Source organism: Streptomyces sp. NPDC111656 (assembly GCF_055656965.1).
The window spans coordinates 311,037-333,400 of sequence record NZ_JBVKCA010000006.1; the positions used below are offsets into that span (position 1 = coordinate 311,037).

22 protein-coding genes are annotated in these 22,364 nt (G+C 70.7%); 13 read left to right on the top strand and 9 right to left on the bottom strand.

The window, feature by feature from the left end; genetic code table 11:
* Positions 1-43 precede the first annotated feature (43 nt).
* The 5 genes from argC to ACZ7M3_RS20380 are packed head-to-tail and all read left to right on the top strand — an operon-like array spanning position 44 to position 4,886.
* Positions 44-1,072 carry an N-acetyl-gamma-glutamyl-phosphate reductase gene (gene argC, locus ACZ7M3_RS20360; protein WP_472064941.1) on the top strand — a complete coding sequence of 343 codons (1,029 nt, stop codon included), beginning with the start codon at positions 44-46 and terminating at the stop codon, positions 1,070-1,072.
* Positions 1,069-2,220, top strand: coding sequence for a bifunctional glutamate N-acetyltransferase/amino-acid acetyltransferase ArgJ (argJ, locus tag ACZ7M3_RS20365; protein ID WP_472064942.1), 1,152 nt, complete (start codon positions 1,069-1,071; stop codon positions 2,218-2,220). The genes argC and argJ overlap by 4 nt, the downstream gene beginning before the upstream one ends.
* Positions 2,217-3,137 (top strand): acetylglutamate kinase, encoded by a 921-nt coding sequence (gene argB, locus ACZ7M3_RS20370; protein WP_472064943.1) that lies wholly within the window; start codon positions 2,217-2,219, stop codon positions 3,135-3,137. The genes argJ and argB overlap by 4 nt, the downstream gene beginning before the upstream one ends.
* Complete coding sequence (locus ACZ7M3_RS20375) at positions 3,134-4,339, top strand: acetylornithine transaminase (protein ID WP_472064945.1); 1,206 nt, start codon at positions 3,134-3,136, stop codon at positions 4,337-4,339. Before argB ends, ACZ7M3_RS20375 begins: the two co-directional genes overlap by 4 nt.
* A gap of 10 nt (positions 4,340-4,349) precedes the next feature.
* Positions 4,350-4,886: an arginine repressor gene (locus ACZ7M3_RS20380; RefSeq protein ID WP_266581191.1), complete on the top strand. Its 537-nt coding sequence runs from the start codon at positions 4,350-4,352 to the stop codon at positions 4,884-4,886.
* Between the two features lie 123 nt (positions 4,887-5,009).
* Here the strand turns inward: ACZ7M3_RS20380 and ACZ7M3_RS20385 are convergent, their stop codons facing one another.
* The 5 genes from ACZ7M3_RS20385 to ACZ7M3_RS20405 all read right to left on the bottom strand — a co-directional run bounded on the left by ACZ7M3_RS20385 (position 5,010) and on the right by ACZ7M3_RS20405 (position 9,959).
* Complete coding sequence (locus ACZ7M3_RS20385) at positions 5,010-5,747, bottom strand: FAD:protein FMN transferase (RefSeq protein WP_472065238.1); 738 nt, start codon at positions 5,745-5,747, stop codon at positions 5,010-5,012.
* A 43-nt stretch (positions 5,748-5,790) separates the two neighbouring features.
* Entirely contained in the window at positions 5,791-6,609 is an 819-nt protein-coding gene (locus tag ACZ7M3_RS20390) for an FMN-binding protein (protein WP_472064946.1), read from the bottom strand.
* Between the two features lie 19 nt (positions 6,610-6,628).
* On the bottom strand, positions 6,629-8,008 hold the full coding sequence (locus tag ACZ7M3_RS20395; RefSeq protein ID WP_472064948.1) for a ferredoxin reductase family protein: 1,380 nt from the start codon (positions 8,006-8,008) through the stop codon (positions 6,629-6,631).
* Positions 8,009-8,089: 81 nt separating this feature from the next.
* Complete coding sequence (locus ACZ7M3_RS20400) at positions 8,090-8,581, bottom strand: FMN-binding protein (RefSeq protein ID WP_472064950.1); 492 nt, start codon at positions 8,579-8,581, stop codon at positions 8,090-8,092.
* A 7-nt stretch (positions 8,582-8,588) separates the two neighbouring features.
* Complete coding sequence (locus tag ACZ7M3_RS20405) at positions 8,589-9,959, bottom strand: ferredoxin reductase family protein (protein WP_472064952.1); 1,371 nt, start codon at positions 9,957-9,959, stop codon at positions 8,589-8,591.
* A gap of 184 nt (positions 9,960-10,143) precedes the next feature.
* Between ACZ7M3_RS20405 and ACZ7M3_RS20410 the strand changes: the two genes are divergently transcribed.
* Positions 10,144-10,896 carry a response regulator transcription factor gene (locus ACZ7M3_RS20410; protein ID WP_190169750.1) on the top strand — a complete coding sequence of 251 codons (753 nt, stop codon included), beginning with the start codon at positions 10,144-10,146 and terminating at the stop codon, positions 10,894-10,896.
* A complete protein-coding gene (locus ACZ7M3_RS20415; protein ID WP_472064954.1) occupies positions 10,893-12,401 on the top strand; it encodes a sensor histidine kinase in 1,509 nt (502 codons plus the stop codon). Before ACZ7M3_RS20410 ends, ACZ7M3_RS20415 begins: the two co-directional genes overlap by 4 nt.
* A 10-nt stretch (positions 12,402-12,411) precedes the next feature.
* Here ACZ7M3_RS20415 and ACZ7M3_RS20420 read toward each other — a convergent pair whose 3' ends face one another.
* From ACZ7M3_RS20420 to ACZ7M3_RS20430, 3 genes are all read right to left on the bottom strand, one after another.
* On the bottom strand, positions 12,412-13,101 hold the full coding sequence (locus ACZ7M3_RS20420) for a L,D-transpeptidase family protein (RefSeq protein WP_472064956.1): 690 nt from the start codon (positions 13,099-13,101) through the stop codon (positions 12,412-12,414).
* 3 nt (positions 13,102-13,104) lie between these two features.
* Positions 13,105-13,692, bottom strand: a complete 588-nt coding sequence (locus tag ACZ7M3_RS20425; protein WP_472064958.1) for a pyridoxamine 5'-phosphate oxidase family protein — start codon at positions 13,690-13,692, stop codon at positions 13,105-13,107.
* Between the two features lie 134 nt (positions 13,693-13,826).
* Positions 13,827-14,693, bottom strand: coding sequence for a hypothetical protein (locus tag ACZ7M3_RS20430; protein WP_472064960.1), 867 nt, complete (start codon positions 14,691-14,693; stop codon positions 13,827-13,829).
* A gap of 307 nt (positions 14,694-15,000) precedes the next feature.
* On the opposite strand from ACZ7M3_RS20430, the gene ACZ7M3_RS20435 reads away from it, so the two are divergent.
* From ACZ7M3_RS20435 to ACZ7M3_RS20455, 5 genes are all read left to right on the top strand, one after another.
* Positions 15,001-16,194 (top strand): argininosuccinate synthase, encoded by a 1,194-nt coding sequence (locus tag ACZ7M3_RS20435; RefSeq protein ID WP_472064961.1) that lies wholly within the window; start codon positions 15,001-15,003, stop codon positions 16,192-16,194.
* Positions 16,195-16,315: 121 nt separating this feature from the next.
* A complete protein-coding gene (argH, locus tag ACZ7M3_RS20440) occupies positions 16,316-17,749 on the top strand; it encodes an argininosuccinate lyase (RefSeq protein ID WP_067365756.1) in 1,434 nt (477 codons plus the stop codon).
* A 161-nt stretch (positions 17,750-17,910) separates the two neighbouring features.
* Positions 17,911-18,882, top strand: a complete 972-nt coding sequence (locus ACZ7M3_RS20445; protein ID WP_472064963.1) for an aldo/keto reductase — start codon at positions 17,911-17,913, stop codon at positions 18,880-18,882.
* Between the two features lie 107 nt (positions 18,883-18,989).
* Positions 18,990-19,535 carry a TetR/AcrR family transcriptional regulator gene (locus ACZ7M3_RS20450; protein WP_351309838.1) on the top strand — a complete coding sequence of 182 codons (546 nt, stop codon included), beginning with the start codon at positions 18,990-18,992 and terminating at the stop codon, positions 19,533-19,535.
* A 2-nt stretch (positions 19,536-19,537) separates the two neighbouring features.
* Positions 19,538-21,061, top strand: coding sequence for an MFS transporter (locus ACZ7M3_RS20455; protein ID WP_472064965.1), 1,524 nt, complete (start codon positions 19,538-19,540; stop codon positions 21,059-21,061).
* Between the two features lie 110 nt (positions 21,062-21,171).
* On the opposite strand, the gene ACZ7M3_RS20460 is transcribed toward ACZ7M3_RS20455, so the two are convergent.
* Positions 21,172-21,843: a lysophospholipid acyltransferase family protein gene (locus ACZ7M3_RS20460; protein ID WP_054230621.1), complete on the bottom strand. Its 672-nt coding sequence runs from the start codon at positions 21,841-21,843 to the stop codon at positions 21,172-21,174.
* Positions 21,844-22,091: 248 nt separating this feature from the next.
* Between ACZ7M3_RS20460 and ACZ7M3_RS20465 the strand changes: the two genes are divergently transcribed.
* Positions 22,092-22,274, top strand: coding sequence for a hypothetical protein (locus ACZ7M3_RS20465; protein WP_472064966.1), 183 nt, complete (start codon positions 22,092-22,094; stop codon positions 22,272-22,274).
* The last annotated feature ends 90 nt before the right edge of the window (positions 22,275-22,364 follow it).

The following is a 22,364-nucleotide window of genomic DNA, read 5'->3' on the forward strand; positions in this document are numbered from 1 at the left end:
GTGCAGCGATACGTATAGTCATGCCATCTAGGAGGAGGGTTCCATGGTGGTACGCGCAGCAGTGGCGGGAGCGAGTGGGTACGCGGGCGGCGAAGCCCTGCGTCTGCTCCTGGCGCACCCCGAGGTCGAGATCGGCGCCCTGACCGGCAACTCCAACGCCGGACAGCGCCTCGGCGCACTGCAGCCGCACCTGCTGCCGCTGGCCGACCGAGTCCTCCAGGAGACCACTCCGGACGTCCTCGCCGGCCACGACGTCGTCTTCCTCGCGCTGCCCCACGGGCAGTCCGCCGCCGTCGCCGAGCAGCTCGGCCCCGACATTCTCGTCGTCGACATGGGCGCCGACTTCCGGCTCAAGGACGCGGCGGACTGGGAGAAGTTCTACGGCTCCGCGCACGCCGGCACCTGGCCGTACGGCCTTCCCGAACTGCCGGGCGCCCGCGCCGCGCTGGAGGGGTCCAAGCGCATCGCGGTGCCCGGTTGCTACCCGACGGCCGTCTCGCTCGCCCTCTTCCCGGCGTACGCGGCCGCACTCGCCGAACCCGAGGCCGTGATCGTCGCCGCGTCCGGGACCTCCGGCGCGGGCAAGGCGGCCAAGCCCCATCTGCTCGGCAGCGAGGTCATGGGCTCCATGTCCCCGTACGGAGTCGGCGGCGTCCACCGGCACACCCCCGAGATGATCCAGAACCTCGGTGCGGCGGCGGGGGAGCCGGTCACCGTCTCCTTCACACCCACGCTCGCGCCGATGCCCCGGGGCATCCTCGCCACGTGCAGCGCGAAGGCGCGTGAAGGGGTCACCGGTGAGTCCCTGCGCGCCGCGTACGAGAAGGCGTTCGCCGACGAACCCTTCGTCCACCTGCTGCCCGAGGGGCAGTGGCCCGCCACCGCGTCCGTCTACGGTTCCAACGCCGTTCAGGTCCAGGTCGCGTACGACGCAGCGACGCACCGCATCATCGCGATCAGCGCCATCGACAACCTGACCAAGGGCACGGCCGGCGGGGCCGTGCAGAGCATGAACATCGCCCTCGGGCTTCCCGAGGAAACGGGTCTTTCCACGATCGGAGTCGCACCGTGAGCGTCACCGCTGCCAAGGGCTTCGCCGCCTCCGGCATCGCAGCAGGCATCAAAGGGAACGGCAACCCGGACCTGGCCCTCGTGGTCAACAACGGGCCCCGCCTCGCCGCCGCGGGCGTCTTCACCTCCAACCGCGTGAAGGCCGCGCCGGTCCTGTGGTCCGAGCAGGTCCTCAAGGGCGGTCAGGTCTCCGCCGTGATCCTCAACTCCGGCGGCGCCAACGCCTGCACGGGCCCCAAGGGCTTCCAGGACACGCACGCGACCGCCGAGAAGGTCGCCGAGGTCCTCGACGTCAACGCCGGCGAGGTCGCCGTCGCGTCGACCGGGCTCATCGGCGTACTCCTGCCGATGGACAAGCTGCTGCCCGGGGTCGAGTCGGCCGCCGCCCAGCTCTCCGCGCACGGCGGCGAGAAGGCCGCCATCGCCATCAAGACCACCGACACCGTGCACAAGACCTCGGTGCACACGGGCGACGGCTGGACCGTCGGCGGCATGGCCAAGGGCGCGGGCATGCTCGCCCCCGGCCTGGCCACCATGCTCGTCGTGCTGACGACGGACGCGGACCTCGACTCCGAGACCCTCGACAGGGCACTGCGCGCCGCCACCCGCACCACCTTCGACCGCGTCGACTCCGACGGCTGCATGTCGACCAACGACACCGTGCTGCTGCTCGCCTCCGGCGCCTGCGCGGTCACCCCCGAGTACGCGGAGTTCGCCGAGGCGGTACGCGCGGTCTGCGACGATCTCGGCCAGCAGCTCATCCGGGACGCCGAGGGCGCCAGCAAGGACATCAAGATCGAGGTCGTGCACGCCGCGAGCGAGGACGACGCCGTCGAGGTGGGCCGCTCCATCGCCCGCAACAACCTCCTCAAGTGCGCGATCCACGGCGAGGACCCCAACTGGGGACGCGTGCTGTCCGCGATCGGCACGACCGCCGCCGCCTTCGAGCCCGACCAGCTCAACGTCGCCATCAACGGCGTCTGGGTCTGCAAGAACGGCGGCGTCGGCGAGGACCGCGACCTCGTCGACATGCGCTACCGCGAGGTCCACATCGTCGCCGACCTCGCCGCGGGCTCCCAGACCGCCACGATCTGGACCAACGACCTCACCGCGGACTACGTCCACGAGAACAGCGCCTACTCCTCATGAGCAATGTGACGCGGAAACACACCGCACTGCCCAAGGCCCGGATCCTCATCGAGGCACTCCCGTGGCTGACCCGCCACAACGGCAAGACGGTCGTCATCAAGTTCGGCGGAAACGCCATGGTGAACGAGGAGCTGAAGGCCGCCTTCGCCCAGGACGTGGTGTTCCTGCGGCAGGCCGGCCTCAAGCCCGTCGTCGTGCACGGTGGCGGCCCGCAGATCAGCGCCGCCCTCGACCGCCACGGCATCGTCAGCGAGTTCAAGGCGGGCCTGCGCGTCACCACCGAGGACGCCATGGACGTCGTACGCATGGTCCTGGCCGGTCAGGTGCAGCGCGAGCTGGTCGGACTGCTCAACCAGCACGGGCCGCTCGCCGTCGGCATGACCGGCGAGGACGCGCACACCATCACCGCCACCAAGCACCAGCCCGAGATCGGCGGGGAGCTGGTCGACATCGGGCGGGTGGGCGAGATCACCGCGATCGACACGGGCGCGATCGAGGCACTGCTCGCCGACGGCCGGATCCCGGTCGTCTCCTCGATCGCCCGGAGCCAGGACGACGGACATGTCTACAACGTCAATGCTGATACGGCGGCTGCGGCTCTCGCTGCGGCACTGGGCGCCGAAACCCTCATGGTCCTCACGGACGTCGAGGGCCTCTACGAGGACTGGCCCGACAGCGACGAGGTGATCAGCCGCCTGACCGCCACCGAACTGGAGAAGCTGCTGCCCGAGCTGGCCAGCGGCATGGTGCCGAAGATGGAGGGCTGTCTGCACGCCGTGCGCAACGGCGTCACCACGGCCCGCGTCATCGACGGCCGGGTCCAGCACTCGATCCTGCTGGAGATCTTCACCGACGAGGGGATCGGCACGATGGTCGTGCCGGACGCACGGCCCGATGAACAGGGGGACGCCGAATGACCGGGACCAACGCGGAGCTCACCCAGCGGTGGCAGGGCGCGCTCATGGACAACTACGGCACCCCGCGGCTGCCGCTCGTCCGCGGCGAGGGCACCCGGCTGTGGGACGCGGAGGGCAAGGAGTACCTCGACTTCGTCGGCGGTATCGCGGTCAACGCGCTCGGCCACGCCCACCCGGCGATCGTCGAGGCCGTGAGCCGGCAGATCGCCTGCCTCGGCCATGTCTCCAACCTCTTCGTCGCCGAGCCGCCCGTCGCGCTCGCCGAACGGCTGCTCCAGCTCTTCGGCCGCGAGGGCCGGGTCTACTTCTGCAACTCGGGCGCCGAGGCCAACGAGGGCGCCTTCAAGATCGGCCGGCTCACCGGCCGGGGCCACATGGTGGCGACCCACGGCGGCTTCCACGGCCGCACCATGGGCGCCCTCGCGCTCACCGGCCAGCCCGGCAAGCAGGAGCCGTTCCTGCCGCTGCCCGGTGACGTCACGCACGTGCCCTACGGTGACGCGCAGGCGCTGGCCGCGGCGGTCACCGAGGACACCGCCCTGGTGATCATCGAGCCGATCCAGGGCGAGAACGGCGTGGTCGTACCCCCGCCCGGCTACCTCAAGGCCGCCCGCGCGATCACGGCCGCCACCGGCAGCCTCCTCGTCCTCGACGAGGTGCAGACCGGCATCGGCCGCACCGGACCCTGGTTCGCCTACCAGGACCACGAAGGTGTCCTGCCGGACGTCGTCACCCTCGCCAAGGGCCTCGGCGGCGGACTGCCGCTCGGCGCGACCGTCGCCTTCGGCCGGGCCGCCGAGCTGCTGAAGCCCGGCCACCACGGTTCGACCTTCGGCGGCAACCCGGTCGTCTGCGCCGCAGCACTCGCCGTCCTCGACACGATCGCCTCCGAGGGGCTCCTCGAGAACGTGAAGGCCGCGAGCGAGAAACTGCGGGGCGGAATCGAGTCACTCGGCAACCCGTTGATCGACCATGTCCGGGGTGCGGGCCTGCTCCTGGGTATCGTGCTCACCGAGCCGCTCGCGCCCCAGGTGCAGCAGGCGGCTCAGGACGCCGGTCTTCTGGTCAACGCGCCCGCCCCCGATGTCGTACGGCTGATGCCCCCGCTGAACCTGAGCGACGACGAGGTGGACGCGTTCCTCCAGGCCCTTCCCGGTGTCCTCGACGCTGTAGCCAACGGGGACGGACGAGCCAAAGAATGAGACGACGACGATGAGTCAGGCGCAGGATCACGAGCACGTCGGGCCTGCCGTGCCGCAGACCCGCACCGCACGCCACCGCCGGATCGTGGACATCCTCAACCGGCAACCGGTGCGCTCCCAGAGCCAGTTGGCGAAGCTCCTCGCCGACGACGGACTGAGCGTCACACAGGCGACGCTCTCCCGGGACCTCGACGAGCTGAACGCGGTGAAGATCCGCAACAACGACGGCGACCTCATCTACGCGGTGCCGAGCGAGGGCGGTTTCCGCACCCCGCGCGCGCCGCTGGGGGAGTCGGCGAAGGAGGAGCGGATGCGGCGGCTCTCGGCGGAGCTGCTGATCTCCGCGGAGGCGTCCGCGAACCTCGTGGTTCTCCGCACCCCGCCGGGGGCTGCGCAGTTTCTCGCCTCCGCCATCGACCAGGCCGAGCTGCAGGACATTCTCGGGACGATCGCCGGGGATGACACGTTGTTGCTGATCAGTCGTCATCCCACCGGGGGGCAGGCGCTGGCCGATCACCTGTTGCGGTTGGCTCAGAACAATCATTGAGCTGTACGACGGTCGGTGGGGGCGCACCCCGGGTTGGGGTGCGCCCCCACCGACCGTCGTACATTCGGGTGCGGGTGCTTCGTGGTTGCTCGCGCAGTTCCCCGCGCCCCTAAAGACGGACACTCACCCCAGCCGTTGAGCCAAGCCGCCGGTGCATCTGACCTCGTCTCCCGCCGTGATCAGTAAGGCCTCGATGTCGGGGAGGGACTCCAGCCACGTCAGGGCCTCTCGGGAGCCCATCGCGAAGGCCGCCGTCGCCCAGGCGTCCACCCAGGTCAGGCGGGGGCCCACCACCGTCACGGCGACCAGGTCGGTGACCGCGGAGCGGCCGGTGCGGGGGTCGACGATGTGCGCGCCGCGCTCGGCGGTGCCGGAGGTGGCCACCGACAGTTCGTCGACCCCGGCCGCGGAGACCACGGCCGCGAGTGAACCGGGACGCAGCGGGTCCGAGACGCCGACCCGCCACGGGCGGTGCGTGCCGGGCGCACCGAGCAGCTGGACGTCGCCGCCGCCGTTCACGCTGACTCCGGTCGCGCCGGCCGCCGCGAGGTGACGGGCCACGCGCTCGGTCGACCAGCCCTTCACGATCCCCGTCGGGTCGAGTGGGCCCTCGTACGTCGAGCTGAACCAGCCGTCGCTGACCCGTTCCGCCTCGGCGCACAGGTCGAGCACCTCGGCGACCTCCGGATCGCACTCCTCGGCCGTCAGCTCCCCGCGCGCGAGGCGCGAGATCTGGCTGTCCTCCCGATAGGTGCTGAACACCTCGTCCACCCGGTGGAGTTGGGCGACCGCCTCCTCCAACGCGGCCCGCACGGCCTCGGGTTCGCCGCCGCGCACGTCGAAGGAGAAGACGGTGCCCATGACCTCTTCCGCGTGCCGCAGGGCGGGCGGCTCCTGGTCCGGGTCAGCCACCGGCCTTGTCCAGGGCCGACTGCAGGGACTGCTTGTAACCGGTGCTGGTGTAGGTGGCACCGGAGACGGCGTCGATGTTCGCGTTCCCGGCCGCGACCGCCTCCTGGTTGAGTTTGGGCACGGCCAGCGCGGTCTTCTGGTCGCTCAGCCCGCCCTTGGGCGCCTGCACGGCCTCGGACTTGGTGATCTTTCCGCCGCTGACGGTGATACGGACCTGAACGGGCCCGTACTGGGTCTGGGCGACGCTTCCGGTGACGGTCTTGGCCTGTGCGGCGGGCGCCTTGGACGCCGAGGAGCCGGCGCCCGCGGACCCGGTCGATCCCGCCGCTCCCGAGGAACCGCTGCCGCTCGCCTTGGCCTTGTCGAGGGCCGACTGCAGCGACTTCTTGTATCCGGCGCTCGTGTAGCTGGCACCCGACACCGCGTCGATGTTCGCGCTGCCCGCGGCGACGGCCTCCTGGTTCAGCTTGGGCACGGAGGCGTTGCTGACCTCGGTGCTGCGTCCGCCGCTGGGAATCTGGACGACCTCGGACTTGGTGATCTTTCCGCCGCTGACGGTGATACGGACCTGAACGGGCCCGTACTGGGTCTGCGCGACATCGCCGGTGACCGTCTGGGCCCCCGTGGACGACTGCTGCGCGCTGCCGCCCTGGGGCGACTCCTGTCCCGCCACCGACTGCTGGGGCGCGGCGCCCTGTGCCGACGCGGACGCCGGATCGGAGGCGGGCTTCAGCGACAGCAGCAGGACGATTCCGGACACGGTGGCGGCGCCGGCCAGTACGACACGCCGCAAAGGGTGACTCTTCTTCATCGCTCCTGACTCCCGTCGCTCACATCTCGAACGACTCGTGATGGATGCGGCGGGCGGGAACCCCCGCGCCGCGCAGTGCTTCGTAGACCTGCTGCGCGAAGCCGGGCGGCCCGCACATGAAGACGTCGTGGCGGTCGATGTCCGGCAGCTTGCGGCTCAGCGTCTCCGCCGAGATGTCCGGACGCTCGCCCTCGGGGCTGTTCACCGCGTACATCAGCCGGGCCCCGCGCTCCTCGGCGATCGCCGCCAGCTCGTCCCACAGGGCCAGGTCCTGGGTGGTGTTGGCCCGGTAGAGCAGCGTCAGGTCGCCCGCCGCGCCGGGCAGCGTCTCGAACAGCGCCCGCATCGGCGTGATGCCGACCCCGCCCGCCACCAGCAGCACCTTGCCGCGGCTGCGCTTGCCCGCGGTGAGCGCCCCGTACGGGCCCTCCGCCCAGACCCGGGTGCCGGGCTGCAGGTCGCGCAGCGCCGAGCTGTGGTCGCCGATCGCCTTCACCGTGATGCGCAGCATGTTGGGGCGGGGCGCCGCCGACAGCGAGTACGGGTGCGAGCTGAGCCGCATGCCCGGCGCCAGGAAGCGCCAGCGGAAGAACTGCCCGGCCTCGGCACCCATGCGGTGCAGCTTGCGCCCGCTGATCAGCACCGAGACGATCCCGGGGGTCTCCTCGATCACGGCCTCGACCCGCATCCGGTGCTTCAGGTTCAGCCGGATCGGCGAGAGGATGCGGTACCAGATCACCAGGGCCGTCACCGACCCGTACAGCCCGTACCAGACCGTCTTGGCGGTCGGCTCGACGGCGAACTCGTTGCCCGTGGACAGCTGGTGCCAGAACGTCAGGAAGACGGCGGCGTAGGTGAGCAGGTGGATGTGGTACCAGGTGTCGTAGCCCATCCTGCGGCGCACCGGGCCCATGGAGAGCAGGCCGATCAGGAACAGCAGGCCGGTGCCGATCGCCGCCTTGCCCATGTCGGGCAGCTGGTTGATCGAGTCGATGGTCTGTTGGACGATGTCGCCGAAGCTCTTGCCCGCCTGCAGCGCGTAGCCCCACATGATCAGCACCAGGTGCGCCAGCACCAGACAGATCGTGTACCGGCCGCTCATGGCGTGCCAGCGCGCCACCCGGTCCGAGCCCACCCGACGCTCCAGGGCGGGCACCCGGGCCATCTGCAGCACGACCAGCGCCATCAGATACCCCGCGAGCAGCCCGGTGATCCGGCCCGCGTTGAGGATCTTGCTGTTGTCGTCGGCGATGGACGGGGTGTTGCTCCACCACAGCCAGATGACCCCGGCCGCGCCCGCCCCGACGGCGAGCAGCAGTAGGACGGCGGGGGAGCGTCGTGGGCGAATACGGCGCAAGGTCTGGCGCCGCGCGGCGCGGCCACCGGCGATCGTGGACACGGTTCCTCCGTGGTCGTCCGTGGGGACGGGGCTAGGGGAGAGGCCCCTGGCCCAGAGATACGGCGCGCGACGGCCGTGCGTTCAGAGGCCTGCCGAGTCCAGTGCCGATTGGAGGGACTGCCGGTATCCGTCGCTGGTGTACGTGGCCCCCGAGACGGAGTCGATCCGGGCGCTCTGCGCGGCCAGCGCCTCCCTCCTGAGCTGGGGAAGGGCGTAGCTGTTGATCTCCTGGTCCCGTGGGTTGTCCGAGGGATAGGAGACCGCGGTCACATCGGTGATCTTGCCGTTCTTCAGCGTGACGCGCACCTGGACGGGGCCCCAGCGGGTCTGGACCGTGTCACCGGTGACGGTCTTGGTGCCGGTGCTCTTCGTGCTCCCGGACGAGCCTTCCGAGGAGCTTCCGGGCGTAGGTGACCGGGACGGCGACTGTGACTGTCCTGCGGACGACGTCGCCTGCGCCACGGTCGGCGCCGTGTGCGGCTTCAGCGACAGCAGCAGGACGAAACCGGTGACAGTGGTGGCGGCCGCCAGCGTCACCCGGCGCAGCGGACGGTGCTTCTTCAGGGCGTGCACGGTGACCTCACAGCTCGAACGACTCGTGGTGGATACGGCGGTCGGGGACCCCGGCCGCGCGCAGCGCCCCGTACAGGTCCCGCGCCATGGCGGGCGGACCGCACAGATAGACGTCGTGCCCGGCGAGATCGGGCACGGAGGCCCGCAGGGACTCGGCCGTGAACCGCGGACGTGTCCCGTCGGCGCCGTTGACCGCGTACAGGACGCGCGCCCCGCGCCACCGCGCTATCGCCTCCAGTTCGGCGCCGAGCGCGAGGTCCTCGGCCGTGCTCGCCCGGTAGAGCAGCGTCACGTCGCCGGGCTCGCCGGGCAGCGTCTCGAACAGGGCGCGCAGCGGTGTGATGCCGACGCCGCCGGCGATCAGCAGCGCCTTGCGTCCGGAGTGCCGCTCGGCGGTCAGCGCCCCGTAGGGGCCCTCCGCCCACACCCGGGTGCCGGGCCGCAGCAGCCCCACGGCGGCACTGTGGTCGCCGAGCGCCTTCACGGTGATCCGCATCCGGTCGGGGCGCGGCGGCGCCGACAGCGAGTACGGCGTCGAGGTCCACCGCATCCCGTCCGCGAGGAACCGCCAGCGGAAGAACTGCCCCGCTTCGGCGCCGAGCTCGTCCAGCCGCTCCCCGCACACGACGACGGAGAAGACCCCGGGCGCCTCGCGGTACACGGACTCCACGCGCAGCTGGTGCCGCAGGTTGAGCCGCACCGGGACGAGCAGCCGGAACCACACCACCAGCGCCGCCGTGCCCAGGTAGAGCACGTACCAGGCGGCCTGGGCCCCGGTGTCGCCGACGAAGTCCGAGCCCAGCGCGAGCTGGTGGAAGAAGGTGAGGAACACGGCCACGTACGTGAGCAGGTGCAGGTAGTACCAGAACTCGTGGCTGATCCGGCGGCGGGCCGCGCGCGCCGAGGTGATCCCGACCGCGAAGAGGATGAGCGTGCCGGTCGTGGCCTTGAGCATGTCCGGGTAGTCGAACACCACGCTCAGCGTCTCGTGCACGATGCCCGCCCCGTCCTGGGCGGCGTACCCGAACAGGATCAGCGTGACGTGCGCCACCAGCAGGCTGACCGTGTACCGGCCGGCCATGGCGTGCCAGCGGGCCACCCGGTCGGAGCCGATCCGTCGCTCCAGCAGGGGCACCCGGGCCATCAGCGCCACGAGCACCGCGCAGCTGTAGCCGCACAGCAGCCCGGCGATCCGCCCGGCGTCCGTCAGCCACCCGGCGAGGCCCACCACCGACCGCGTGTCGTACCACCACAGGGCGACGACCGCGCCGGCCCCGGCCCACAGCAGGGCCAGCAGGGGCCCGGCGGGCGAGGGGCGCGGTCGTCCGCGTCCGCGTGACGGGCGAGGGACCGCTGTCCGCTCGTACACCGTGGTCATATGTCCGTCCTTCCGGCTGTCCGGGAGGAAACTGTGCTTCGGCAACTTCTGAGCAGCCTCTGAAGGGGCGCTCTCGTCGCGGATTCACAGGAAACGCAGAGCGGTGCGCGCGGACCGCTCAGAGGAAACTCAGAGGCGGGAGGGGCGCCGCCGGCTCCGGCGAGGGGTGATCCTGGAAGACGACATGAACACTCCCCGCTCCCGAGGCACCGGCCTGCCCGCGCTCACCCGCCCCGACGGCACCCCCGTACGCGTCCTCGTCGTCGATGACGATCCCGACCTGGCCGAGGTGCTCTCCGGCGCCCTGCGCTACGAGGGCTGGGAGGTCCGGACGGCGGGCGACGGGGCCTCGGCCGTCACCGAGGCACGCGAGCTGATGCCGGACGCCGTCGTCCTCGACGTGATGCTCCCGGACACCGACGGCTTCGCCGTGCTGCGCACCCTGCACACCGTGCACCCCGAGGTCTGTGTGCTCTTCCTCACCGCGCGGGACGCCGTCGAGGACCGCATCGCGGGCATCACCGCGGGCGGCGACGACTACGTGACCAAGCCGTTCAGCCTGGAGGAGGTCGTCGCCCGGCTGCGCGGCCTGCTGCGCCGCGCGGGCATGGCCCGGCAGCTGGACGAGGGCCCGCGCCTGACCGTCGGCGACCTCGTGATGGACGAGGAGGCCCGCGAGGTGACCCGGGGCGGCGAGCTGGTCGAGCTGTCGCCGACCGAGTTCGAACTGCTGCGCTTCCTGATGCGCAACCCGCGCCGGGTGCTCAGCAAGGCGCAGATCCTCGACCGCGTCTGGTCCTACGACTTCGGCGGTCAGGCCCATGTCGTGGAGCTGTACATCTCGTACCTGCGCAAAAAGGTGGACGCGGGCCGCGAGCCCATGATCCACACGGTGCGGGGCGCCGGGTACGTGATCAAGCCGGTGGCCGGACGATGAGCCGGCGCCGGTGGTCACGGGCGCGGGCGGTCGTACGCCGACTGCCGCTCGCGCGCACGATGCGGGCCCGCCTCACCGCCGGGCTCCTGGTGCTGCTCGCCGTCAGCTGCGCCGCCGTCGGCGTGGCCGCGGTGTACGAACTGAACGGCTTCCTCACCGGCCGCCTCGACCAGCAACTGCACGACGTGGGGGTACGGTTCCCCGCGAGCCTGGAGCACGGCACCGTCAAGCCGTCGGACCATGACGGCGACGAGCACGGCGACACCCGGCGGCAGAGCACCGGCACCTTCGGCGCGCGGCTGGTCGGCCGGGACGTCACCAACGCGGCGGTCGTGCCCTCCGGCCAGAACGTCACCGACCTGAACGTGTCCCTGACCACCTCCGACCGGCAGACCCTGGCCGGCATCCCCACCGACGGCCGCGCCCACACCGTCTGTCTGTCGGCACTCGGCCACTACCGCGTGCTGGCGGCGCGCGGACTGGACGGCGACGTCCTGGTCACCGGGCTGCCGATGGAACCGGTCAGGACCGCCGTGCACCGCCTGGAACTGGTCGCCGGCGGTGTCTTCGGCCTGGCCCTCGTGGTCGCCGGAGTCGCCGGAGCCCTGTGGGTGCGCTGGTCGCTGCGCCCACTGAGCCGGGTCGCCGCGACCGCGACCCGGGTCAGCGAACTGCCGCTCGCCAGCGGTGAGGTGGCGCTGCCGCCGCGCGCGCCAGGGCAGGACCCACGCAGCGAGGTGGGCCGCCTCGCCAGTGCCTTCAACCGGATGCTCGGCCATGTCGAGGACGCCCTGACCAAGCGGCACGCGAGCGAGGAACGGCTGCGCAGCTTCGCGGCCGACGCCAGCCATGAGCTGCGCACGCCGGTCGCCTCGGTCCGCGGCCACGCCGAGCTGGCACTGCTGCACCCGGACCCGGTGCCGCCCAAGGTCACCCGGGCCCTCGAGCGCATCGCCGCCGAGTCGGCGCGCATGGGCGAGATGGTCGACGACCTGCTCCTGCTCGCCCGCCTCGACGCGGGCCGCCCGTTGGAGCGCCTTCCCGTCGACCTCACCCACCTCGTCCTCGACTCGGTCACCGACGCCCGCGCCGCGGGCCCCGACCACCGCTGGACGCTGGAACTCCCGGAGGAACCGGTCACGGTGACGGGCGACGCCCACCGCCTCCAACAGGTGTTGGCCAACCTGTTGGCCAACGCCCGTTGGCACACGCCTGTTGGCACCAAGGTCACGGTGTCCCTGGAGACCGACGCGGAGACGGCCGTCCTGACGGTCCACGACGACGGCCCGGGAGTCCCGGAGGACGTCCAGCCCGGCGTCTTCGAACGCTTCACCAGAGCCGACCGCCGCCGCACCGGTGGAGCGGGCGGTGGCGCGGGGCTCGGGCTGTCCATCGTGGCGGCCGTGGTGGAGGCCCACGGCGGCACGGTCGGGCTGGAGAGCCGTCCGGGGGCGACAACGTTCACGGTTCGTCTCCCAGGCACCCTTCTTTCTGGGCAACGGTGACGGAGCGCACCTAGTAACGAGTGATCGCCATATCCCCACTCACCGTCCCGATCGCGATACGCGGCCCCCGCACGGGATCGACCCACGCCAGAACCCGCCGCATCGCATCCTCCGACACCGACACACAACCAGCCGTCGCCCCGGCCCCGTCGACGTGCAGGAAGATTCCCGCCCCGCGCCCCCGCACGGGCCGCTCGTAGTTGAACCCCACGACCAGCGCGTACGCGTACTGCGTCGTGTACGCGCTCAGATGCTCGGACTCGGACGCACGGCAGTCGGCCGGCCGCGGCTCGGTCCACCGGTTGTAGGAGCGGGATTCGTTGTCCTGGCACCACCAGGACTCCTCCCGCACCCGCCGGTAGGGAACCGCGGTGCCGCCCGGCGCGGCCTTGATCCCGAAGGCGAACGGAAGGTCGTACAGCCCCGTGGGTGTCGTGTTCGATCCCTGCTTGCGTGTGCCTCCCTCCGCCAGCCCCTTCGCCCCGAAGCGCGCCGCCGCCGAACCGGCCTTCACCCAGCGCCCGTCCCGCCGGTCCCACCAGGTGAGCGTGCCCGAGGTCGAGTCCCCGCGGGGCGCCTGAGCCGTGATCAGCTGGCTGCCGCCGCCGGTGTCCGCCAGCTGCTCGGGGAGGGAGGGCGGATCGCTCGGGGCCAGGGCGAGCAGGGACGCGGACGCGAGGGCGGCGGCTGCGAGGCGCATGGCTCAGACCGTACGGGGAGGCAGCGGGAGCGGCAGCCCGGGCAGGCCGTCCAGGCTCGTCGCCACGTGGTCCTTCTTGGTGAAGTACTCGCTCAGCGAGGAGTCGTCCTCGCGCGCGAAGCGCTTGCCGTGCAGGTCGCGGTCCGCTTCGTACGACATGAAGGGCACCGCGTAGCCGCAGGTGTCCCGGACGAGTTCGGCGGTCACGACGATGATCGCGCGCAGGCCGTGCGGGGTCGGGTCGATGCCCGGGAAGTGCGTGAGCAGTTCCCCGAAGCGGGGATCGTCGCGGAAGACGGGCTCGCCGTGGCCGTGCACCCGGACGATGTTCGGCGGGCCCTGGAAGGCGCACCACATGAGGGTGATCCGGCCGTTCTCCCGGAGATGGGCGATCGTCTCCGCGTTGCTGCCGGCGAAGTCCAGGTAGGCGACGGTGAGTTCGTCGAGGACGACGAACGAGCCCGTGAGGCCCTTGGGGGAGAGGTTGACCGTGCCGTCCCCGGACAGGGGGGCGGTCGCGGTGAAGAAGAGGGGCTGCGCCTCGATGAACGAACGAAGCCTGCCGTCTATGCGCTCATAAGTCTTTCCCATGTCTAATGATTATTGGGCAAGACCATTCGCGTGTCTAAGGAATTCACCCGTCCGGGGCATGGGTTCACGTGGCGGCCGGATCCGTGGCCGCCACGTCCCGGTCGGCAGACGGGGCGTGGCGGCCACGGAAGACCTCACTTGTTCAGTGTGCAGGTCGCAAGGGAGTCCAGACCCGTGGGCTTGGCCGCGGTGCGGCCGATGGAGATGGCGATGCGGTCGATGGTCGACTTCCGCTTGTCCGCGAGGGGGCCGAGGATCGCGTTCTGCACGAAGTTCGGTCCGCCCTGGCCGACGGTGTTCGCCAGTCGGGTGTTCGCCTCGGTGATCTGGGTGTTCAGGAGCGTCAGGTTGCGGGTGACCTCGGCTTGTGCGGAGGCGGGGATCGCGGGCAGCTTCGACGCGACGTCCGGGCAGGTGATGGTGCCGGCGGCGGTGGTGCTGCCGGTGTTGCCCGTGGCGCCCGTGTTTCCGGTGTTCCCCGTGTTGCCGGCCTGCTGGGTGGCCGTCGCGCTCGGGGCCGCGGTGGCTGCGCCGCCACCCGCGTTCACACCGTTCGCGTTCAGGGTGCAGGGCGCGAGCGAGTCGAGACCCGTGGGCTTGGCCGCGGTGCGGCCGATCGCGGTGGCGATGCGGTTGATCGTCGCCACCCGCTTGTCCTTGAGGGGGCCGAGGATCGCGTTCTGGACGAAGTTGGGGCCGCCCTGGCCGACGGTGTCGACGAGCCGCTTGTTGGCCTCGGCGATCTGGGTGTCCAGGAGGGTGAGGTTGCGGGTGACCTCGGCCTGCGCCGAGGCGGGGATCGCGGGCAGGCTCGGCGCGACGGCCGGGCAGTTCACGGTGCCAGGGGAGGTCGCGGCCTTGGTGGTGGCGTTCGTGCTGCTCTTGGACGTCTCCCCGGCCAAGGCGTTGCCGGCGATCACGGCTCCGGAGAGCACCACCGCGGCGGTGCCGCCGATCATCAGGACGCGGCGCTTGTTGTACTTCGGAAGGGCCCTGGACATGCGGAAGCCTCACTCGGTTCGGGGGTGGGGGACCGTCCGGTGGTCGTCCGGGCGGTCCGTTGCTCGTCGCACCTCGGTCTGCGAAGACCTCGGCGGCAAAACCTCTGTGTACGAAAACCTCGGTGTACAAAAACGCGGCGCCTGCGTTCGGGGAGAGGTACGAGAAAGCGCGTTCCGTCGTTCAAACACCCTCAGACATTTTCGATCAGGGTTCCCCGTGGCCCCTCGAAGGAGACCCGCGATTGACGAATCATGCGGAGCGCTGCATACTCATGCATATCAGCGAATGCAGTGTGAGGAGAAACCCGTGACCGAGCGCGTCGTACTCGCCTACTCGGGCGGTCTGGACACCTCCGTCGCCATCGGCTGGATCGCCGAGGAGACGGGCGCCGAGGTCATCGCCGTCGCGGTCGACGTCGGTCAGGGCGGCGAGGACCTGGACGTCATCCGCAAGCGCGCCCTCGCCTGCGGTGCCGTCGAGGCCGAGGTCGCGGACGCCAAGGACGAGTTCGCCGAGGAGTACTGCCTCCCGGCGATCAAGGCCAACGCCCTCTACATGGACCGCTATCCGCTGGTGTCGGCCCTCTCCCGGCCGACCATCGTCAAGCACCTCGTCGCCGCCGCCCAGAAGCACGGCGCCACCACGGTCGCCCACGGCTGCACCGGCAAGGGCAACGACCAGGTGCGGTTCGAGGCCGGCATCGTCGCCCTCGCCCCCGACCTCAAGTGCATCGCCCCGGTCCGCGACTACGCGATGACCCGTGACAAGGCGATCGCCTTCTGCGAGCAGAAGAACCTCCCGATCGCCACCACCAAGAAGTCCCCGTACTCCATCGATCAGAACGTCTTCGGGCGCGCGGTCGAGACGGGCTTCCTGGAGGACATCTGGAACGCGCCGATCGAGGACATCTACGAGTACACCTCGAACCCGGCCGAGGCCCGCGACGCCGACGAGGTCGTCATCTCCTTCAAGGAGGGCGTCCCGGTCGCCATCGACGGCAGGCCCGTCACCGTCCTGCAGGCCATCCAGCAGCTCAACGTGCGCGCCGGCGCCCAGGGCATCGGCCGGATCGACATGGTCGAGGACCGGCTCGTGGGCATCAAGTCCCGCGAGGTGTACGAGGCCCCGGGCGCGATCGCGCTCATCACGGCCCACCAGGAGCTGGAGAACGTCACCGTCGAGCGTGAACTCGCCCGCTACAAGCGGCAGGTCGAGCAGCGCTGGGGCGAACTGGTCTACGACGGCCAGTGGTTCTCCCCGCTCAAGCGCGCCCTGGACGGCTTCATCGACGAGGCCAACCAGCACGTCAACGGCGACATCCGGATGACCCTGCACGGCGGCCGCGCGGTCGTCACCGGACGGCGCTCGGAGACCTCGCTCTACGACTTCGACCTGGCGACGTACGACACGGGCGACACGTTCGACCAGGCCGCCGCCAAGGGCTTCATCGACATCTACAGCCTGTCGTCGAAGATCGCCGCGAAGCGGGACCTGGCGTAACGGCTCGCACGGCGGCTCGCGTACGACGAGGTCCACCCCACACGCACTAGCCTGACAGCCGCCTCCTCACTCACGGGTGGGGAGGCGGCGGCACATCCAGACCTTCCGAGGAGCAACGCAAGTGAGCAGCAACAGCGGTGACGTCCGGCTCTGGGGCGGCCGTTTCGCCGACGGTCCCGCCGAGGCGCTGGCCAAGCTGTCCGCGTCCGTCCACTTCGACTGGCGGCTCGCGCCGTACGACATCGCCGGATCGCGTGCTCACGCGCGCGTACTGCACAAGGCGAACCTCCTTGACGACGACGAGCTGACGCGGATGCTCGCGGGCCTCGACCAGCTCGAAGCCGACGTGGCGGACGGCTCCTTCGTGGGCACCATCGCCGACGAGGACGTCCACACGGCCCTGGAACGCGGGCTGCTGGAGCGGCTCGGCCCCGACCTCGGCGGCAAGCTGCGCGCGGGTCGCTCCCGCAACGACCAGGTCGCGACGCTCTTCCGCATGTGCCTGCGCGACCACGCCCGTACGATCGGCGGTCTGATCGCCGACCTCCAGGACGCGCTGATCGGCCTCGCGGAGGCGCACCCGGACGTGGCGATGCCCGGCCGTACGCACCTCCAGCACGCCCAGCCGGTGCTCTTCGCCCACCATGTGCTGGCGCACGTCCAGCCCCTGTCCCGGGACGCGGAGCGGCTGCGCCAGTGGGACGAGCGGACGGCGGTCTCGCCGTACGGCTCCGGCGCGCTCGCGGGCAGCAGCCTCGGCCTGGACCCGGAGTCGGTGGCGAGGGACCTCGGCTTCGAACACGGCTCCGTCGCGAACTCCATCGACGGCACGGCCTCCCGCGACTTCGTGGCGGAGTTCGCCTTCATCACCGCGATGATCGGCGTGAACCTCTCCCGGATCGCCGAGGAGGTCATCATCTGGAACACGAAGGAGTTCTCCTTCGTCACCCTGCACGACGCCTTCTCCACCGGCTCGTCGATCATGCCGCAGAAGAAGAACCCGGACATCGCGGAGCTGGCGCGCGGCAAGTCGGGCCGTCTGATCGGCAACCTGACCGGCCTGATGGCGACACTCAAGGCGCTTCCGCTCGCGTACAACCGCGACCTCCAGGAGGACAAGGAGCCGGTCTTCGACTCCATCGACCAACTCGAGGTCCTGCTCCCGGCCTTCACCGGCATGATGGCCACGCTGACCGTGCACCGCGAGCGCATGGAGGAGCTGGCCCCGGCCGGCTTCTCGCTCGCCACGGACATCGCCGAGTGGCTGGTCAAGCAGGGCGTGCCGTTCCGCGTCGCCCACGAGGTCGCCGGCGAGTGCGTCAAGGTCGCGGAGGCCGACGGCAAGGAGCTGAACGACCTCACCGACGAGCAGTTCGCGAAGATCTCCGCCCATCTCACCCCCGAGGTGCGCTCCGTCCTGAACGTCCCGGGTGCCCTCGCCTCCCGCGACGGCCGCGGCGGTACGGCGCCCAGCGCGGTCGCCGTCCAGCTCGCCGAGGTGAAGTCGGACGTCGCGGCCCAGCACGCGTGGGCCACGGCCAAGAAGAAGCGGTAGGGAAAGCGCCCCGAAAGGGGCGCGGGGAACCGCGCGACAAGCCACGACGAACTTGCACTCGCCAAAGCACCGCACGCACCGAGCTCTGAGGCGAGAGCCGAAGGTCATCGCGGGTTACGTTGGTCGGGAGCCGCACCGGAGCCGACCGAACGGAGCCCGCGATGCCCTTCGCCCGTCTCGCCACCGCCACGACGCCCACCTGCCACATCGGCCTGGGCCTCGCCGCCGTCGGCCGCCCGGGTTACATCAACCTCGGCCGGGACCATGACCTCGGAGAGGATCGCAGCGTCGAAACGCTGCGCGCCCGCACCCACGAACTCCTCGACGCCGCCTACGCGCAGGGCGTGCGCTACTTCGACGCGGCCCGCTCCTACGGCCGTTCGGAGGAGTTCCTCGCCGGCTGGCTGAAGAGCCGGCCGGACGTCGACGACGTGGTCATCGGCAGCAAGTGGGGCTACACCTACACCGCGGACTGGACCACGGACGCCGAGAAGCACGAGGTCAAGGACCACACCCTCGCCACGTACGAGCGACAGCGCGCCGAGACCGCCGCGCTGCTCGGTGACCGGCTCGACCTCTACCAGATCCACTCGGTGACCCCGGACAGCCCGGCCCTCACCGACAAGGAACTCCACGCGAAACTCGCCGAGGCGGCCGCCCAGGGCCTTTCGATCGGCTTCTCCACGAGTGGACCCGCCCAGGCCGAGGCCATCCGCGCCGCGCTCGCCGTGACGGTCGACGGCGAGCCCCTCTTCCGTACCGTCCAGTCGACGTACAACGTCCTGGAGACCTCGGCGGCTCCCGCCCTCGCCGAGGCGCACGACGCCGGGCTCACGGTGATCGTCAAGGAGGGCATGGCCAACGGCCGCCTGGCCGCCGAGCACGCGCCGGACGCGGTGCGGGCGATCGCCGAGGAGACCGGCCTCGGCGCCGACGCCGTCTCCCTCGCGCTGATCCTGCGGCAGCCCTGGGCCGGAGTCGTCCTCTCGGGCGCCGCCACGTCCGCCCAGCTCGCCTCGAACCTCCACGCGGCGGTCGTCGACCTGGGCGAGGAGCAGCTGACCCGCCTCGCGGCGCTCGCGGAGGACCCGGACGAGTACTGGGAGCGGCGCGGGCAGCTGCCCTGGCACTGATCGCAGCGCAAGTCCCAGGCACCGCAAAAGCTGACAAAGCAAGGCACAGGTGAGACTCGCGCGCTCCTGATGAGACAAAGATGTCTCACATGGAGTACTGTTGTCTCATGGCCGTCGACCGTGACCACGTGCTGCGCAGCGCAGCCGCCCTGCTCACCCGTAAATCCACCGCCACCATGGACGAGGTCGCCAGGGCGGCCGGGATCAGCCGGGCCACGCTGCATCGCCAGTTCGCCGGACGGGACGCGCTCGTCCGGGCGCTGGAGGCCCTCGGTATCGAGGAGTGCGAGGCGGCACTCGATGCCACCCGCCTCGACGAGGGCACCGCTCAGGAGGCCCTGCGCCGCCTGGTGAAGGAGCTCGAGCGCGTGGCCGGGCTGCTCGCCTTCCTCTACACCGAGAACCAACTGTTCGAGGGCGAGGGGCAGAACGAGGGCTGGGCCCGGCTCGATGCCCGGATGGCCGCCCTGTTCCGGCGCGGCCAGGAAGCCGGCGAGTTCCGCATCGACCTCAGCCCCGCCTGGCTCACCGAGGCGCTCTACGGGCTGATGGCCTCGGGCGCGTGGGCCGTGACCGAGGGCCGCGTCGCCGCCAAGGACTTCCACTACATGATCGTCGAGCTGCTGCTCGGCGGCGCACTACGGAGAGAGTGATCATGACCAGCACCTTGCAGCCGGCGTACAAGGCGGAGGTGGAGAAGCGTCCGGGTCGTTGGCTCGCGCTCTGCGTCCTCGTCCTCGCCGTGCTGTTGGTGGCCGTCGACGCGACCGTGCTCGGTCTCGCGACCCCTTACATCAGCGAGGACCTGAAGCCCTCCGGCACCCAGCTCCTGTGGATCGGTGACGTCTATTCGTTCGTCATCGCCGGTCTGCTCGTCTCCATGGGCAGCCTCGGCGACCGCATTGGCCGCAAGAAGCTGCTGCTGATGGGCGCCACGGCGTTCGGCGCGATATCGGTGCTCAACGCGTACGCGACGACCCCGGAGATGATGATCCTGGCGCGGGCGCTGCTCGGAGTCGCGGGCGCGACCCTGATGCCCGCCACGCTCGCCCTCATCCGCAACCTCTTCCACGACCCGCGCGAGCGCAGCCTCGCCATCGGCATCTGGGGCGCCACGGCCTCCGCCGGTACGGCGGTCGGGCCCGTCGTAGGTGGCTTCCTGCTCGAACACTTCTGGTGGGGTTCGGTCTTCCTCATCAACGTGCCCGTGATGCTGATCCTCGTCCCCGTCGGCATCAAGCTGCTGCCCGAGTCCCGCAACCCGAACCCCGGCCCCTGGGACCTGGCCAGCGTCGTGCTCTCCCTCGTCGGCATGATCGGCATCGTGTACGCGGTGAAGGAGGCCGCCACGCACGGGTTCACCTGGGAGCCGATGGCCGTCGGCGTGCTCGGCGCCGGGGCCCTGTGGGGCTTCGTACGCCGTCAACTCGCGATGCCCGTACCGCTGCTGGACATGCGGCTGTTCCGCAACCGGGGCTTCTCGGCGGCGGTGCTCGCCGATCTGCTGACGGTCTTCGGCCTGTCCGGACTGGTCTTCTTCCTGTCCCAGTACCTGCAACTCGTCCAGGGCAGGCCGCCGTTCCAGGCGGGGCTCGCCGAACTGCCCGCCGCCATCGGCGCGGTGGGAGCGGGTCTGATCGCGGGCTCGGTCGCGCGCCGCTACTCGGTGCGTGCCGTGGTCTCCGGTGGTCTCGCCGCCGTGGGCCTCGCGCTCGGTGTACTCACCCTGTTGGACCAGTCCACCGGGTACTCGGTGCTCGGCTCGGCGCTTCTGATCGTCGGCGTCGGCGCGGGCTTCTCGTTCACCGTCACCGCCGACGTGATCCTCTCCAGTGTGCCCAAGGAGCAGGCCGGCGCCGCGTCCGCGGTCTCCGAGACGGCGTACGAGCTCGGCGCCGCCCTCGGCATCGCCCTGCTCGGCTCCATCGTCACCGGCGTCTACGCGGGCTTCACCGGCCCCGCGGGCACCCCGGCAGGGGCCCACGACTCCCTGGGCGGCGCGGTGGAGGCGGCGGCAACCCTGCCCACCCACACCGCGGAGGCCCTGCTGACCGCGGCCCGCACATCCTTCGTGGACGGCCTGGCACTGGCGTCCGGCATCGGAGCGGCGGTACTGCTCGCCACAGCGGTAGCAGCATGGTTCCTACTGAAGGGCCAGAAACTGGAAAGCGGGGCTTAGGGGAGCGCCCCTCTAGGGGCGCGGGGCTGTGACATTGTGCGGCTCCGCCGCGTGGGCGCGACCAGCCACACCCCACCCGCACCCGAGATACGGCCGAACCGCCGGAGGCGCTACGCAGCCTTGGCCTTCGTGGCGTACATGTCCACGTACTCCTGCCCCGACAACCGCATGACCTCGGTCATCACGGAGTCGGTCACGGCCCGCAGCACATACCGGTCACGGTCCATGCCCTCGTACCGCGAGAACTCCATCGCCTCACCGAAGCGGACCGTGACGCGGCCCGGCCGCGGCATCCCCGCACCGCCGGGCTGCAGCTTGTCCGTGCCGATCATCGCGAACGGGACGACCGGGGCGCCGGTCATCAGGGTGAGGCGGGCGATACCGGTGCGGCCGCGGTAGAGCCGGCCGTCGGGGGAGCGGGTGCCCTCCGGGTAGATGCCGAAGACCTTGCCCTCCTCCAGAATGCGACGGCCGGTCATCAGCGCCGCGACACCACCGTTGGCGCCGTCCCGGTCCACCGGGATCATGCCGACGCCGGTGAAGAACCAGGCCATGAGGCGGCCCTTGAACCCCTTGCCGGTGACGTACTCGTCCTTGCCGATGAAGAGCACCTGCCGGTCGCAGACCAGGGGCAGGATCATCGAGTCGATGAACGTGAGGTGGTTGCCGGCCAGGATGACGGGGCCGTCGCCCGGGATGTGCTCCACGCCTTCCACCCGTGGGCGGAACATCAGGCGCATGATCGGTCCGAGCACTGCCTTGATGAGCGCGAAGCGGGACAACGGGCCCTCCGGTGTCAAGGGATCGGTATGAAGTATGTGCAGGTGAGGACGATACTCGCGGCCCCCCGGTGATTGCACATCGGGTTCACCGACTGGATACGGACTGTTGACCAATGTTTACCTGAGGTGGCGGGCTGTTGCGCGTTCGTCACACGGACGGAAGCATGTGACGTATCTCGCGACGGCTTCGGCCGCCACGCCGGACGAGTCGCACAGGTTCGCCGAACGAGTCGCACGGGAGTGCCGCAGTGGTCCTGATCCGCAGGGACCGTCGCCGCGTCTACGACGGACCCGACTCGGCGCGGATCGAGGCGCAGGCGACCAGGAGCCTGCGCGACGCCCGCCGCCGCGCTCACGCGGCCCAGCATGTCAGCGACTCCGGGGCCGTCAGCGCCGCCCGGGACCGGGACCCCGGAATCGGGAACCTCTGACCGCCTACCCGCACCGCGTACCCACCACCGTCACCCCGAAACCGACGGACCGTCAGTCCCCTTGTTCCGTGCAGCTGTTCCGTACGCCAT